General features: G+C 51.4%; 12 protein-coding genes and 1 other RNA gene. 6 read left to right on the top strand and 7 right to left on the bottom strand.

Translation table 11 applies throughout. The annotated features are described in order from the left end of the window. Positions 1-79 precede the first annotated feature (79 nt). The 3 genes from putP (at position 80) to QT397_09315 (ending at position 2,783) form a co-directional block, all read left to right on the top strand. Positions 80-1,546 (top strand): sodium/proline symporter PutP, encoded by a 1,467-nt coding sequence (gene putP / locus QT397_09305; GenBank protein WNZ57516.1) that lies wholly within the window; start codon positions 80-82, stop codon positions 1,544-1,546. Positions 1,547-1,698: 152 nt separating this feature from the next. After that, a complete protein-coding gene (locus QT397_09310) occupies positions 1,699-2,211 on the top strand; it encodes an O-acetyl-ADP-ribose deacetylase (protein WNZ57517.1) in 513 nt (170 codons plus the stop codon). Between the two features lie 107 nt (positions 2,212-2,318). Next, positions 2,319-2,783, top strand: coding sequence for a DUF962 domain-containing protein (locus QT397_09315; protein ID WNZ57518.1), 465 nt, complete (start codon positions 2,319-2,321; stop codon positions 2,781-2,783). Between the two features lie 50 nt (positions 2,784-2,833). Here QT397_09315 and QT397_09320 read toward each other — a convergent pair whose 3' ends face one another. Continuing rightward, on the bottom strand, positions 2,834-3,319 hold the full coding sequence (locus QT397_09320) for an Lrp/AsnC ligand binding domain-containing protein (GenBank protein WNZ57519.1): 486 nt from the start codon (positions 3,317-3,319) through the stop codon (positions 2,834-2,836). A 195-nt stretch (positions 3,320-3,514) separates the two neighbouring features. Between QT397_09320 and ald the strand changes: the two genes are divergently transcribed. Continuing rightward, entirely contained in the window at positions 3,515-4,660 is a 1,146-nt protein-coding gene (ald, locus tag QT397_09325) for an alanine dehydrogenase (GenBank protein ID WNZ57520.1), read from the top strand. A gap of 292 nt (positions 4,661-4,952) precedes the next feature. Here ald and QT397_09330 read toward each other — a convergent pair whose 3' ends face one another. The 3 genes from QT397_09330 to QT397_09340 form a co-directional block, all read right to left on the bottom strand. After that, positions 4,953-6,344, bottom strand: coding sequence for a phosphate ABC transporter substrate-binding/OmpA family protein (locus QT397_09330; protein ID WNZ57521.1), 1,392 nt, complete (start codon positions 6,342-6,344; stop codon positions 4,953-4,955). Between the two features lie 210 nt (positions 6,345-6,554). Beyond that, positions 6,555-7,271 (bottom strand): 16S rRNA (uracil(1498)-N(3))-methyltransferase, encoded by a 717-nt coding sequence (locus QT397_09335; protein WNZ57522.1) that lies wholly within the window; start codon positions 7,269-7,271, stop codon positions 6,555-6,557. Positions 7,272-7,325: 54 nt separating this feature from the next. Beyond that, positions 7,326-8,186 carry a 6-carboxytetrahydropterin synthase gene (locus tag QT397_09340; GenBank protein WNZ57523.1) on the bottom strand — a complete coding sequence of 287 codons (861 nt, stop codon included), beginning with the start codon at positions 8,184-8,186 and terminating at the stop codon, positions 7,326-7,328. A 134-nt stretch (positions 8,187-8,320) separates the two neighbouring features. On the opposite strand from QT397_09340, the gene ffs reads away from it, so the two are divergent. Beyond that, positions 8,321-8,418: signal recognition particle sRNA small type (gene ffs, locus QT397_09345), an RNA gene on the top strand. 250 nt (positions 8,419-8,668) lie between these two features. Then, positions 8,669-10,528, top strand: coding sequence for a M2 family metallopeptidase (locus tag QT397_09350; protein ID WNZ57524.1), 1,860 nt, complete (start codon positions 8,669-8,671; stop codon positions 10,526-10,528). A 109-nt stretch (positions 10,529-10,637) separates the two neighbouring features. Here the strand turns inward: QT397_09350 and QT397_09355 are convergent, their stop codons facing one another. The 3 genes from QT397_09355 to QT397_09365 all read right to left on the bottom strand — a co-directional run bounded on the left by QT397_09355 (position 10,638) and on the right by QT397_09365 (position 14,640). Continuing rightward, entirely contained in the window at positions 10,638-11,954 is a 1,317-nt protein-coding gene (locus tag QT397_09355; GenBank protein ID WNZ57525.1) for a DUF1116 domain-containing protein, read from the bottom strand. Positions 11,955-11,956: 2 nt separating this feature from the next. Further along, positions 11,957-12,730 (bottom strand): type IV pili methyl-accepting chemotaxis transducer N-terminal domain-containing protein, encoded by a 774-nt coding sequence (locus QT397_09360; protein WNZ57526.1) that lies wholly within the window; start codon positions 12,728-12,730, stop codon positions 11,957-11,959. Positions 12,731-13,236: 506 nt separating this feature from the next. Further along, positions 13,237-14,640: an outer membrane protein transport protein gene (locus QT397_09365; protein ID WNZ57527.1), complete on the bottom strand. Its 1,404-nt coding sequence runs from the start codon at positions 14,638-14,640 to the stop codon at positions 13,237-13,239. Positions 14,641-14,704 lie beyond the last annotated feature (64 nt).

Below are 14,704 nucleotides of genomic sequence, written 5' to 3' on the forward strand. Positions count from 1 at the left end.
TGCGCTGAAAAATTGAGCAGGAAAACGCAGACTATTCCCGCGCCAAGTACCACCCCACTTTGATCAGAAGGAATCCCTTATGGCCGCCGAGTGGCTGATCGCCCTTACTTTTGTCGCCTATTTGGCGTTGATTGTTGTTATCGGTATTTACGCCTACATGCGTACAAAAAATGCCAGCGACTATTTTCTCGGCGGCCGTTCCCTGCCGCCGGCAGTGGCGGCCCTGTCTGCCGGGGCCTCGGATATGAGTGGCTGGCTGCTCCTGGGGTTGCCAGGCGCGGCCTATGCAGCGGGGCTCTCTGCCGGTTGGATCGCAATCGGCCTTTTCTCCGGCATCGTTCTGAGCTGGGTGACAATGGGCCGGCGCCTGCGCATCTACACCTATGAGCTGGACGATTCCCTGACGGTGCCAGCTTATCTGGATCGTCGGTTTAAGATGGGGCACCCCTATCTGCGCACCGTCTGCGCGATATTCATTCTGTTATTTTTCCTTTTCTATGTGGCTTCGGGCCTGATTGCCGGCGGCAAATTGTTTGAAACGGTATTTGGCTGGGATTATCGCTGGGCGGTGATTATCGGTGCGGTTGCCGTTATTTCTTACACCCTGTTTGGCGGGTTTTTGGCGGTGTCCTGGACCGATGTGTTCCAGGGGCTGCTGATGAGTGCGGCGCTGATTGCGGTGCCTCTCGTTGTTATTTCTGACCAGGGCGGTTTTTCCGCCAGCTGGACTCGCCTGCAAACGGAGATGCCACAGCTGACCCACTGGATGACTGATAACACCGGGCAAACATTAAGCCTGGTGGCGATACTCAGCTCTCTTGCCTGGGGATTGGGCTACTTCGGCCAGCCGCATATCTTGGCGCGATTTATGGCGGTGCGCAGCCCTAACGATATTCCGGTTGCGGCGACAGTAGCGGCGGTTTGGTCCCTGGCCGGTTTCTTGGGTGCAATGGCGGTAGGCCTGTTTGCCCACCTGGAAATCCAGCAGAGCCTGCCGGATGGCGAGACTGTGTTTATGGAAATGGTGCAGGTGCTGTTCCACCCGCTAGTTGCCGGTGTTCTTTTGGCGGCGATTCTATCTGCCATTATGAGTACGGCAGATTCCCAGCTGTTGGTGTCCTCGGCTGCACTGGCGGAGGATATTTACCACGTTTGGTTTGGGCGTGAGACCACCCCGGAAGCCATGGTGAAAGTGGGGCGCTGGGCTGTGGTTGCTTTATCACTGGTCGCTGTGTGGATTGCGATGGACCCGAATTCCAAGGTTCTGGATGTGGTGAGTTACGCCTGGGCTGGTCTGGGCGCTGCTTTTGGCCCGGCGTTGTTGATCAGTCTCTACTGGTCCCGTATGACCGGTAGTGGTGCTATTGCCGGTGTTATCGTTGGCGGCCTCACCGTTGTGGTGTGGGAGCAACTCTCCGGTGGCATTTTTGATGTTTATGAGCTGTTGCCGGGTTTTGTTTTCTCTTCAGCTGCTATCGTGTTAGTGAGCGCGCTGACGAAGTGCCCGGAAGCCGTTGCCTCACAGCACCGCAAGTTGCTTGGTTGAGGGGGCAGGGCAGGACTTGAGCCCGAGCGACTCGCTCGGGCCGAGACAGACCAGCCGCGCTAGGGACGCATCTCTGGCAAAGGTGCGACTGTTGTGAAGTGAAATGGATTTCCATCCGCAGCAATTATTCAAATAGCGGTTGGAGATGCTGAGTGATCAAAGTTCATCTCGGTGATATCACTCGATTGCACGTCGATGTAATCGTCAATGCTGCCAACAGCCGTCTCTTGGGAGGCGGTGGTGTCGATGGGGCCATACACCGCGCAGCGGGGCCCAATCTACTGGAGGCCTGCCGCAGTCTGGGCGGTTGTCCTGTTGGTGAAGTGCGCGCCACTGGCGCTTATTCCATTCCCGTAAAACGTATCTACCACACAGTTGGGCCGGTTTGGCGCGGCGGCAGTTTGGGTGAGCCCGAGCTGCTCTCCAGCTGTTATCGACACTGCCTGGCATTGGCTCGGCGCGAAAACATGCGCTCAATCGCTTTTCCTGCGATCAGTTGCGGTATCTACGATTATCCCCCGGAGCTGGCCGTAGAGGTGGCTGTAGAGCAGGTACAGCAATTCCAGGAGAAGGAGGGGGCACCGCAGCAGGTTGTATTCTGTTGTTTCGAAAAATCGATGGCGGATCTCTATCTATCCCAGTTGGATGCCTACGTTAGGCGCTAAAAGCCACGCTTTGTAGGCCTCGTGGTATTTTCGGCCATTGATTGATATCCATGGGTTGGGGATTATTATTGCTCTGACAATAACAATATAAGAATGAGGAGATTGTCATGCGCAGTGCCCAGCAGTGGTTTTCCGAGTATGGTGAGAGTCATCAGAATCCGATCAACAAATCCATTCATTGGATTGCTGTTCCCGTAATTTATGCAACTGTGGCCGGACTTTTGTGGGCAGTTCCGCAGCCGGACTTTATGGCGACAATTCCCTGGCTGAACTGGGCTGTCGTGGTGACAATCCCGATTCTTCTGTTTTATTTCGCGATGTCGTTTCCCATTGCCCTGGGAATGACGGGATTAACTGTTCTGTGTTTGTGGGCTTGGTCGGTATTGGAGCGGCTGGGGGTGCCTATCTGGCAGACGGCACTGGCCCTATTTGTGATCATGTGGGTGTTCCAATTTATTGGCCACCATATCGAAGGCAAGAAACCCTCTTTCTTTAAGGACTTACAATTCCTGTTGATCGGCCCCGCCTGGGTGATTGGTTTTATTTACCGGAAACTGGGCATTCAATACTGATTGCCGGTTTATGCAGATGAGTGGCTGCGGCCACTCATCGATCAATCCCGCTACCGGTTGTAGTGGACCGGTACTTCCAGTGTCTCTTTAACTTCTTCCATCACCACATAGCTGGTGCACTCCTGCACTTCCGGCAGTGTCAAAAGCGTTTCGCCGTAGAACTTGCGGTAGGCACTCATATCCGCCACCCGGGCTTTGATCAAGTAATCGAAATTCCCGGATACCAGGTAACACTCCTGCACTTCAGGCAGGGCGGCCACGGCGTTGCGAAATTCCTCAAAGGCATCCTGTGCGGATCGATTCAGTCTGATCTGCACAAAAACGACCAGGGCAGCATCGAGGTACTCCGGGTTGATCAGGGCGGTGTAGCCCTGAATGACGTTGTCACTTTCCAGGCGTTTGACCCGTTCGACGCAGGGGGTCGCGGTCAGACCTACCTGCCGGGCCAGCTCTGCATAGCTGGTTCGTCCATTCTTTTGTAGAACACGCAATATGTTCCGGTCGATAGTGCTTAGCTCTCCCGCACGTTTGCGCATAACTGCTGACTCCGAATTGGTCGACATGGTCAAAAAGTAGACTTGCCGACTGGTTGTGTAGTGGATTCCACTAGTTTTATCAAAAATCTACTAAATATCCACTTCTTATCTGTTCTTATACTGGGGAAAACATAGAAATTAGGTACTCCTATTTGATTAAGGCAGTACCGAGCGCACAGAGCGAGGAGAAGGAAAATGTTGATTGGCGTCCCTAAAGAGATTAAGAACCACGAGTATCGTATTGGCCTGACGCCGTCGAGTGTTCGCGAACTGGTTGGCCACGGCCACGAAGTGATTGTACAGAAGGATGGTGGTGCCGCTATTGGTTTCCCCGACGAGATGTACGTTCAAGCCGGCGCCAAGATTATCGATACTCCGGAAGAGATTTTTGCCACTGCCGATATGATCGTCAAGGTAAAAGAGCCCCAGCCCCACGAGTGCGAAATGCTGCGCCCTGGGCAGGTTCTGTACACCTATCTGCACCTGGCTCCAGACCCCAAACAAACTGAGCTGCTGGTGAAATCTGGCGCTACCTGCATCGCTTATGAAACTGTAACCGACCGCTTCGGTGGCCTGCCCCTGCTGGCGCCTATGTCTGAAGTTGCCGGTCGTATGTCTGTACAGTGTGGTGCCCACCACCTGGAAAAAGCCCAGGGTGGTCTCGGCGTACTGCTCGGCGGTGTTCCCGGTGTAGCTCCCGCTAAAGTCCTGATTATCGGTGGCGGTGTTGTTGGTACTAACGCAGCGAAGATGGCCCTGGGTATGGGTGCTGACGTTACTATCCTCGACCGTTCCCTGCCGCGTCTGCGTCAGTTGGACGATATTTTCGGTGGTGCGGTTCGCACTGAGTACTCCACCAACGATGCTATTGAAAAGCACGCACTGGAAGCTGACCTGGTTGTTGGTGCGGTTCTGATTCCTGGCGCGGCAGCCCCCAAACTGCTGACTCGCGACATTATCAGCCGTATGAAGAAAGGCGCAGTTGTAGCTGACGTTGCTATTGACCAGGGCGGTTGTTTCGAGACTTCCAAGGCGACTACTCACCAAGAGCCTACTTACGTAGTTGATGGTGTGGTTCACTACTGTGTTGCCAATATGCCCGGCGGTGTAGCTCGCACCTCTACTATGGCCCTGAACAATGCCACCCTGCCTTACGCGGTAGCCCTGGCAAACAAAGGCGCCAAGCAGGCATTGTTGGACGATTCCAACCTGCTGGAAGGCTTGAATGTTCACGCTGGCATGGTGACCTACCAAGCCGTAGCCGACGTACTGGGTTACGAGTTTGTAGATCCCAAATTGGCTCTGCAAAAACAAGCCGTAGCGGAAGACGCTGTAGCTTAATTGCCCCCGGTGGCCGCCTGCGGGCGGCCGCATTGTAAATAAGCGGTAACGCGCTTGTTGTTGGGTAGTTTCCCCCGGAGCGCTCTTTGCGTTCCTCTCTGTGAGACCTGGTGGCATAGCCACTAATTGATAGCCGCGTATTTACGCGGCTTTTTTATGCGCGTTATTTATGCTTTAGAAAAAGCTGGATGTGTTGTTTAAGGAAAAACTGGGGAAGCGGAGAAGGAAAAACAGAAAGGGTGCTGAGGGACTTCCTTGTCGCCTCACGAGGGAGAGGGGTTTAGGGCTAGGGTTAAATAACCCAGATCTCTACCCGGCGATTTTTTATCTTTGAGCTGGAGCTGTTGGAGGCTATAGGCAGATAGGCACCAAAGCCCTGAACCGGTGCTGTATTAATCTGGTGATCCCTGAGTGCGGAGCGAACGGTAACTGCGCGTAGTTTTGATAAAACGATTGAACGCCCCTCACTGACTTTCTCATCGCCAAACCCGATCAATAGCAGTCGCTTGTGGCTGTTCTCAGGCTTTTGCATAAAGCGGACAAGTCGCTGTATATCCTGTTTTGCCTTGTTATCTAAAGAGGCGCTGCCTTCAGAGAAACGGAAGTTAATGCTCAGGCGCTCTGCATTTTCCGTTAATTTCAGGTATTCACTGGGCCCATCCCGGTTGGCTTCAGGTTTTACACCGATTGGCGTCTGCGCGACAAACCCAGTGGCCTTTACCAGCTCCTGCCCCTGTTCACTCTGTACAAAGTGCAGGAACTCTTCGGCGACGGGTTTTAAACCGTAAGCAGCGGTATAGAGAAATAGACGGCGGGAGAGGGGGTAGTCTTCAGTTGCAATTGTCAGATGCTCTGGAGCTTGCGGTTGGGTGTTCTGGTCAGATACCGATACGGCCTTGGCTCGTCGAATAGATGCCAAGCCGACAAACCCAATACTGTTGGGGTTTGCCGAAACGCGGTCCGACAATTGATCATTTGATTCGAAGCGTTTTGCATTGGCAATAAGGGAGTGCTGTTTTCCAAGCACCAAGCTTTTAAACGTATCCCAGGTGCCGGACTGATTATCTCTCGCCAGAACTTTGATACGACCTTTCCGCCCGCCCACTTCAGACCAGTCGGTAATTTTCCCGGAAAATATTGCTGCTATTTGTTGCAGGGTTAATTGAGTAATGGGGTTTTGAGGGTGAACAATAATGGCGAGTCCATCGATGGCAATGACATGTTCTGCACCTTGACCGCGCATATCTCCAAAGCGACTCAGCGCTGCATGCTCAGCATCTTTTATTGGTCGCGAAGCCATGGCGATATTGGCCTGGGACCGTTCAAGGCCTTTAAATCCAGTGCTTGAACCGTGTGCCGCAATATCGACATAAATTTTATTGCTGCCCAGATCCCCCTGTACTCGAACCTCATTTTCTTTCTCTAGAGGAATAACCTCCAGATTACTGCCACCTCGGGATTCCAGGTAATTACTCACCAGGTTGGGTGCCAGCTTTGCACCGATAGTATTGGAGCCGTGTAGAGTAAAAAGCAGGCCCGTTGTATCGGGAGGGAAACGGGTTTGGGCTGTAGAAGTTGCAGCAGCCAGTGCCCCCCAATAAGAAGTAAGGTAAGGGTTTGCTTTAGCCGGCTTAAGAATACGCTCATAGTAATTCGACCGTAAGGTGGTAAAACGAGGGCGCAAAATATGACTTAATTGTGACAAATTGATGAAATATTGATTGCTGAATTGTGCAAATGTCTCATCGCAAGAGATAGGTAACTTTACTGGGGGTTATTTGAACAATTGAAGTATGGGTAGTTAAGCTTTCGTAAAAGCTTAAAAAGCAATACGTCGGGTAAGTACTCAGGTGCTCCTGTGGATATGCAGCAGAGCCTCGTAAAGTCCGATAATTTAAAACGCGGGAAATAACCGGCTAATTAGCACTGGCAGTGCAGTTTCTACCCGTAAAATACGTGGCCCCAGGTGAACGGATTGAAAACCTGCTTCCTGGAGTTTCTCGACTTCATAACTGATAAAGCCGCCTTCAGGGCCAATGGCTAAAGTGGTCGGTTGCTTTATGTCCACAGGGCAAGCCGTTCCCCCTACTGGATGAGCCACCAGTTTACGGGAGTCACTGGAAAGGGAAGGGAGTTCGTCTTCGACAAACGGTTTAAAGCGTTTGCGCAACAGAATTTCCGGCATTTGCGTATCGACAGCCTGCTCGAGTCCGAGCAGGCATTGCTCAAAGAGTTTGTCTTCCTGCAACCAAGGGGTTTGCCAGTAAGACTTTTCGACCCGGTAACTATTGATCAGAACCAGTTTTTTGACCCCGAGCGCAGTCAGGTGCTGGATAACCCGCTTGAGCATTTTGGGGCGAGGCAGGGCCAAAATAAGTGTGAGAGGTAATGGCTGGGGCGGATCGGTTGCGAATGCCACTTCAAGCTCAACGCACTTCTCGTCGAGCGTAACAATCTCGCCACTACCTATTTGCCCGTCGAGCAGCCCGACACGAAGTTGTTGTCCCGGTGCTGCTCTGTGAACCTTAGTGATGTGCTCCAATTGGCGTCCACTAAGGCGGACGCGATTGGGACTAATAAAGTCGTACTTTTGTAAAACAATCAGGTTCAAAGTCGGGCGCCTTGGTACTTCAATTTATAATGGTGTCGATGCTATGGGGCTGGATTAGCTGGTTTGAGCTGAAGCAATCGCGCCTTTGCCAATACCTTCGTAGGCTCTTACGGTAATCGCTTTCCCCGGTTCTCTTGCCGCCAGGGTGTTGGCGATATATTGGGCCAACTGCTCCACCGTGGTATCACAGTCAAGAATTTCACAAACTTTGGCAGGGATGGACAGGGTGAAGTTTCCCTGTTGCGCACTGTAAGCAAAGTTATGGATTTCCTCACCGCGATCATCGGCAGTTGTTGAAACCAGATCCTCGCGAGTGCCCAGGTAGATATCTTCCCAGCACCCAGCCCAGTACTTTTCCAGCTCTGTATCGCGTTGGCCACCCGTCATGACCTGAATGCGTGAACGGTGTCCATGGGCGATACGTTGGCAGTTACCAAGGTGTTTTTTCAGGCCATGGCTGTAGTGGTAGAAGGCATCTTCAATCACTTCACAGTGGAAGCTGAGCTTGAGCTTCTCCACGCTGTCGGGGAAGTGGCTGGCCAGCTGCTGGACACACCAGACGGCGACGCTCTCAGGGGTAATTACCTCGGCGTCCACTAAGGCAAAAGCTTGTTCCGGACCTGACACTTTAATAGATGCCCCGTTTTCCAATAGCCAGGTCAGGTTAACCTGGTCTCCACTGTGCTCCAGGGTCAGTTGGGGTGAGCGGGTAGGTACCAGGAGGCGGTGGTCGACTTGATCATCCAGCCAGTGCCTTAGGGTCTTTTTCACTATGCCAAAGTCGCAAACCATCCCCTGTTCATCCAAGGCGCCATCGAGGGCTGCGTTTGCCAGCCAGGTCTCGCCTACGATGCCTCGTTTTGAGTCGAGGTAGCTGAAGTCAACGTTGGTTAAATTATCGACAAACAAGTGCATGAGTAACTCTTTGCAGGGGGTGAGATAGTAGTCGTTTATTATAACCTGTTAATAGGGCTGGATCTTATTCGTTTATGCCTCTATAATCGCGCCCTCTTCGGATGCACTGACACCGAAGATCGTTGTGGCGGCCCTCCCGGTCCCCTCGCAATGAGCAGCTGTGAACTCCGCCAGGCCCGGAAGGGAGCAACGGTAGCAGTGGTATCATGTGCCGAGGGTGTTGCTGGTTGGGCTGCCTCCAATCTCTCCCTTCTTTGTTTCAAAAATCATCCCCTGAAATTCCCCGTTGAGAGTGTTTTGCTCGACCGTATCCTGGGTTTTTGCTCTTTTCCTCACCAAATTTTTTCTCGCAAAGACGATATAAAAGGGGATTTTGTGTCGATCTGGCTCGATCTTCGGCCTCGTCGTCGCTGATTGTGTGGGGCTTATGCTATAAACGGCGTCAACTATAAGCAGATCTAAAAATGATTCTTGAGGAGAAAATGAAAAAAGTTGCTCTCTCGATAGCGGTTGCCGTTGCACTGTCTGCCTGTGACAGTGGGCAGCAAGCGGTAAAACCGGTTGGTGTAGCCCAGGCGACTGCGGAAAGCCCAGCTGATAATTCCCAGCTGACAGTCAAAGATGCGCAAGCTTTCTTAAAAGATGCCCAGGCTCGCATGGAAAAAATGGGACAAGAGGCAAGCCATGCCGCTTGGCTTGCTTCTACCTATATCAATATTGATTCCCAATACGTAGAAGCTTTGGCTTCAGAGCGATACACCACCCTGGCCGTGGAGCTGGCTTCAGAGGCCGCCAAATTTAACGACTTGGACCTGGACCCGGATACCCGTCGCCAGTTGACCATGTTGAAGCAGGGGTTGGTTTTCCCCGCGCCGAAAGATCCGGCATTAACTTCTGAGCTGGCGCAAATTGGCTCAAAAATGCAGGGCATGTACGGTGCCGGTAAATACTGCCGCGAAGATGCTGGTGAAGAAAAGTGCTACACCCTGACCGAGATGGGGCAGGTGATGGCGACCAATCGCGATCCTGAATTGCTCAAGGATCTGTGGGTTGGTTGGCGTAAAGTTTCTCCTCCCATGAAGCCTCTGTATGAGCGCCAGGTGGAGATTGGTAATGCGGGCACCAAAGAGCTGGGTTATGACAACCTGAGTGTATTCTGGCGTTCCAAATACGATATGGCTCCGGATGCCTTTGCTGCGGATATGGATACCCAGTGGGGCAAAGTGAAGCCGTTGTACGAAGCTTTGCACTGCCATGTTCGCGCCAAGTTGAATGAGCATTACGGCGATGACGTAGTGCCGGCTCAGGGTAAAATCCCTGCACACTTGCTGGGTAATATGTGGGCCCAGGAGTGGGGTAACGTCTACGACATCGTAAAAGACGACGACATGCAGGCGCCCTATGATCTGACTCAGCTGGTGGTTGATTCCGGCATGAGTGAAAAAGACATGGTTAAAGTGGGGGAGAAGTTCTTCACCTCCCTGGGCTTTAAGCCTCTACCGGAAACTTTCTGGGAGCGCTCCCAGTTCACCCAGCCACGCGATCGCGATGTGGTTTGTCATGCCAGCGCCTGGAATATGGACGGGCAGGACGATCTCCGCATCAAGATGTGTATCAATAAAACGGGTGAAGACCTGGTTACCATCCACCACGAGTTGGGCCACAACTTCTACCAGCGCATCTATAAAGATCAGCCTTTCCTCTATAAAAATGGCGCTAACGACGGTTTCCACGAAGCTGTTGGCGACACCATCGCGCTTTCCATCACGCCGAAGTACCTCAAGGAAATCGGTTTGATGAATGAGGTGCCGGATGAGAGTAAAGATATCGGTTACCTGATGCAGCAGGCGCTGGATAAGATTGCCTTCCTGCCATTTGGTCTGCTCGTTGATAAGTGGCGCTGGCAAGTATTCAACGGTGAGGTGAAGCCGGAAGACTACAACAAGGCCTGGTGGAAACTGCGTGAAGATTACCAGGGCATTGCCGCTCCGGTAGAGCGCTCCGAAGAGAACTTCGATCCGGGTGCCAAGTACCATATCCCCGGTAATACGCCTTACGCTCGCTACTTCCTGGCGCGTATCCAGCAGTTCCAATTCCACCGCGCGCTGTGTGAAGCCGCTGGTGAAACCGGACCGCTGCACCGCTGCTCCATCTACCAGAACGATGAGGCTGGTAAGAAGCTGCGCGCTATGTTGGCAATGGGTGCAAGCAAGCCCTGGCCGGATGCTATGGAAGCGCTCACCGGTCAGCGCGACCTGGATGCTTCCGCCATTATCGATTACTTCCAGCCGCTGATGGCGTACCTGGAAGAGCAGAACCAAGGGCGTCAGTGCGGTTGGTAATCTGAGTTTTTAGTTTGTCGGTATTAGAAAAAGGGGCTTAGCCCCTTTTTCTGTTTTATGCTCACGTGAATTAGAACTCTTGAATATTATTAGTTGTGAGGCTCAGTTATTAGTGGACTGGGGGTTGCTCTTCCTCTGAATCCAGGAAGCTGGCAGCAGCATTTAAAAATGCTTCCAGTGGGGGGTGCAGAGACCCGGTGCCGACTTGGTAGCGGTTCATGCTTTTGTGGGCCAGGCCGGAGTTGATGGTTGGTGTCGTACCGGTTCTAATGATTTTTAGCAGGTCAAAACCAAATGGTGCGCCTCTACCCTCAATGCCTGGAGTAACGACAAAGTCGCTCTCAGAGTGACACACATCATACATTTTCAGTATGTTGTCGATGTTGTCTTGGTATGTTCCTGAGAATGTTCTGTGGATGCCGCCAAATCCCATAGTTTCTGTGATAGCGCTGTCTCCCATATCCCGGTTGACATCTGCGGGTGTGATTCCTGGCATTAACAGTCCGTGGCCAACCCCGGCCAAACCGGTAAACCAGGCCTTGTCCAACCCTGAAACTTGAATACCAAATTCCGTCCCATTGCGAGCCATGGTTGTGATAATACTGCTGTGAGGAATACCGCTGCCGGCATCGGAAATAACTTTGCAAGTGGCCATGATCGGATTTAACGGGAATGTCTCATCCTTGTAGATTTGGTTGGTAATCCTTTCAATATCTTTTCGCTTTTTACTGGCCCGAATAACTCCTGGCATTAAAATTCTGGAGAAAATAAGTGTGGCGGCATTAGTCATTACATGGCAGTCGTCTCCCATAAGGAGACTCCGGCCAATTATAGGTACAAAATCAATTCCGCCTTCATCTTGGATTGCTTGATTCAGTACGGGGGCAATTTCGTCCTCTATCCAACGAAGGTAATCGATGGCCTCTTTGTCATACACGCCAAAGCGAATAGAGCTACCGCGGTAATCGGCGCGATCATCACTAAGGTTGGAATAAGCCCGATTGCCGGATAGCTTATCTTCGACAATATACACAGACATTGAATGGGTAATAATGCCAGCCATGGGCCCGACGGCATTGTGGTTATGGCAGGGCTCAAGATCAACTCGGCCTTCCTCCATAACCCGCTCCGCTTCAGCTTTATTTTTAGCCAGGCCTTCATAAATCAGACCGGCAATGATTGCGCCTTTTAACGGTCCAGATGCCCGCTGCCAGGTTATTGGGGGGCCGGCATGCAGGACTAAATTTTTTCGCATTCCAGGGATGTTGTTACTGGCTTTGCCTATCCCAATCAAAATCGGCACAGCCTGCTTCATGCGCTTAATGGATTCGTCATTCGCTTGCTGATTGAGAGCTTGGAACTCAGGGGTTGCCAGTTTATGGAGGATTTCTTCGGTGCTGGGCCTGAATTCAATATCTGTTCTCATCCCTACTCCCCTGAATTTAATAACTCAGCATATTGTTCAGTAACGATGTTCATATTGCGCAGCATCAGATCAGTGGTGCCGGTGATTACCTGTATTTGGCGTGTTTCAGATATTTTCATGTCTCCCTCAAACCCTCGGCTGGCGTAACTCAGGTGGTCTTTTGCTTTGCGTAGATTGTCATTGATCTCTGGCGTATTGAGGGGGCTCTCCAATAGTTGGTTCAGTCGGTTGGAGTATTCGGAGAGATCTTCTTGCAATCCGGTTTCGGCATCATCCAAGGATACTTCCCAAAGTTTAGCAGCGTAGTTCTTGGCGATTCTCTGCGAAAGCATACGCTGGCGGCCGGCGATATTAATGAGCTCGGCGCTGTTGTGATTGGCGACTTGTTGGAGTTGGACCACATAGGTGTGGGCAGCAGAAAGAAGGGAGTTGCTGCGCTTAAATAATTCGCTGGCGCTTTGTTTATTGACGGGTTGTGAGGCGACAGACTCAAACGCTTTCCATTCTCTTTCAACTTTAACAAGTTGATCCCTGATCTTTTCTGCGCCATGAAAATTATTTAGTTTCTCGTGATTCTTTTTAAATTCGTGAATTGATCGGGCAAATACCTTTTCGTGGCGCTCTGCATCCGGTTGAATCCCGCGCAAGATATAAGTCTGGGTGATGCGTTGGGATAGCATTCTTTGTCGACCAGCCGTATTGATGGCGTCTCCCATAGAGAAGGCTGCGACATCCAGGCTTAAAATTAACAAGATAAATACTGCTGACAACTTCATGATTTTACTCTTGTAGTTTGACTTACTTCACAATTTAAGTGGGTTTTATGTTTGCAATGCATGCGTGAGCCCTCTCGGTTAATGAGAGGTTGCAGGGGTATTACGGAGTTATTCAGAGATCCTTGAGTAACAGTGATGTGAGCTTATAGGGGCTGCTTTCTGAATAAGGCGATTTTGAACAATATTGATAAGTTAAACAAATAAGCTCCAAATTCCATTGATTGAGCAAAAATAAATAATTTAAATACGTTGTTAGGAAATATGATTTTGCAAACTCATCTGGTTTTAGGATTTGACGTTCCTTATATCAAATTTAAGGATGGAGATATCTAACCCTTTTTTTCGGTGTTAACGCTTTGGTGGTATTTGGATTGGGGGTGAGGGGGAGTTTTCTGGTGAGTGGATTGTTGTGGGGTTAATGGAGGCTTAGGTGAGGAGGATAATAGCTGGAAATAAAAAAGGCCCTACCAGGGGTAGAGCCTTCTTCTCATCAGATCTAAGGTGACTTAGAACTGGTAATTCAGAGCCAAGCTGAACAGGTAAGCTTCGGTCTTGGTGGTGCCACCATCGAAGTAGGTAATCAGGGTGTCGCTGATGTTGTTAGCTTCCTGGATAACTTCGTCATCACCCCAGATGTAGGCGAAAGCACCATCAACGGTAAGTTTGTCAGTCAGTGAGTAGGTACCGCCAACAGTCAGCCACTGGCGATCAGTGTCAGGAATAGACAGGGTACGCCAGGTAATCGGGAGATCTTCATCTACCAGCTCTGAGAGCTCTTCAGTTTCTTCGCGGTTTAAGCCGTCACGGGCTGCGCCTTGGTCGTAAGCGTAACCAAAGCGGAAGGTCCACTCGTCATTGCGGTAGTATTCACCACCGATGCTGAAGCGAGAACCGCTCTGGAAGTTTTCTTCTTTCAGCAGAAGCGGGTTGTACTCTTCACCAGCGGAGGGGATAAAGGCTTCGAGGCGCTCGAAACGGTCCCAGTTGGTCCACATGTAGCCTACCGCCACACCCCAGTTATTGTTGAAGCGGTGGTAGAAGCCCAGCTCCAGGGTGTCAGGCAGGTTCAGGGTCAGGTTGCCGGAAGTATCGTCAAATGAATCCAGCGGGCTCGGAGCGATGTCGGAGCTTACTTCACCCTTAATTTTGGGGTCGTACTTAGCGTGGTAAGAAATACCTGCGCGAGTGTTGTCGCTGATGCGCCACAGGCCGCCGATGGTCCAGCTCAGGTCCCAGGCATCCCCTTTTACGTCCAACACGGTGGCGCCGGCGGGGTTAAATCCTAAGACGGGTTCTACAACGTCACCGATCAGGAAGTCATCGGGGAAGGTGGTGTTCAGTTCTGCATCAACGTAGAAAATATTCGCTGCCAGGCCAATGCTGAATTGATCGTTAAAATCGTAAGCAACAGATGGCTGGATGTTTACGGTCAGCAGAGAGGTTTTGTTGGCGATTGTAGTTGCAGGGAAGTTATCCGGGAAATCAGTTTCCAGGCCAAAGTCGGTGTACATGGCAAGGCCCCAGGACCACTCATCATTGATGGGGGCGGCCAGGTAGCCGTTGGGGATTACCGCGCTGGTGGCGTAGTCTTTGGCGCTCGCGGGAGTTTCGAATCCCAGGTAGCCAGTTTCCTCACTGCCGACGTAGTAGGTGACATCACCATCAACATCGATTTCGGGGTCAACGTAAGTCGCACCAAGAGAAATGGTGTAAGTATTGAATAGTGCTGAACCGGCTGGGTTGCGCGCCAGAATTGCAGCGTTGTCGCCGATAGTATTTTCGGCAGCAAATGCGCGGCCAAGGCCTGTTGCACTGGTTTCCTGCAAGTAGAAACCTGCAGCCATAGCGCCTTGGGAAACGGAGCTGATAGCTGCGGCCAGAACTGCGTGTCGCAGGTATTTTTTATTCATGAGAACCCATCTCTAAGTCTGCTGATTACTGAAAGCCATAAACAGGTTGGAAAAAACTCTGCCA

The sequence above is a fragment of the Microbulbifer sp. MKSA007 genome, from assembly GCA_032615215.1.
GTDB lineage: Bacteria > Pseudomonadota > Gammaproteobacteria > Pseudomonadales > Cellvibrionaceae > Microbulbifer.

What these genes read in the sequence shown, in the direction of transcription:
- QT397_09320 (WNZ57519.1), bottom strand. Translation starts at nt 3,319, where the DNA reads ATGCGCAAACGTGCGGGAGAGCTAAGCACTATCGACCGGAACATATTG.
- QT397_09355 (WNZ57525.1), bottom strand. Translation starts at nt 11,954, where the DNA reads ATGAGAACAGATATTGAATTCAGGCCCAGCACCGAAGAAATCCTCCAT.
- QT397_09365 (WNZ57527.1), bottom strand. Translation starts at nt 14,640, where the DNA reads ATGAATAAAAAATACCTGCGACACGCAGTTCTGGCCGCAGCTATCAGC.
- QT397_09360 (WNZ57526.1), bottom strand. Translation starts at nt 12,730, where the DNA reads ATGAAGTTGTCAGCAGTATTTATCTTGTTAATTTTAAGCCTGGATGTC.
- ald (WNZ57520.1), top strand. Translation starts at nt 3,515, where the DNA reads ATGTTGATTGGCGTCCCTAAAGAGATTAAGAACCACGAGTATCGTATT.
- putP (WNZ57516.1), top strand. Translation starts at nt 80, where the DNA reads ATGGCCGCCGAGTGGCTGATCGCCCTTACTTTTGTCGCCTATTTGGCG.
- QT397_09340 (WNZ57523.1), bottom strand. Translation starts at nt 8,186, where the DNA reads ATGCACTTGTTTGTCGATAATTTAACCAACGTTGACTTCAGCTACCTC.
- QT397_09315 (WNZ57518.1), top strand. Translation starts at nt 2,319, where the DNA reads ATGCGCAGTGCCCAGCAGTGGTTTTCCGAGTATGGTGAGAGTCATCAG.
- QT397_09350 (WNZ57524.1), top strand. Translation starts at nt 8,669, where the DNA reads ATGAAAAAAGTTGCTCTCTCGATAGCGGTTGCCGTTGCACTGTCTGCC.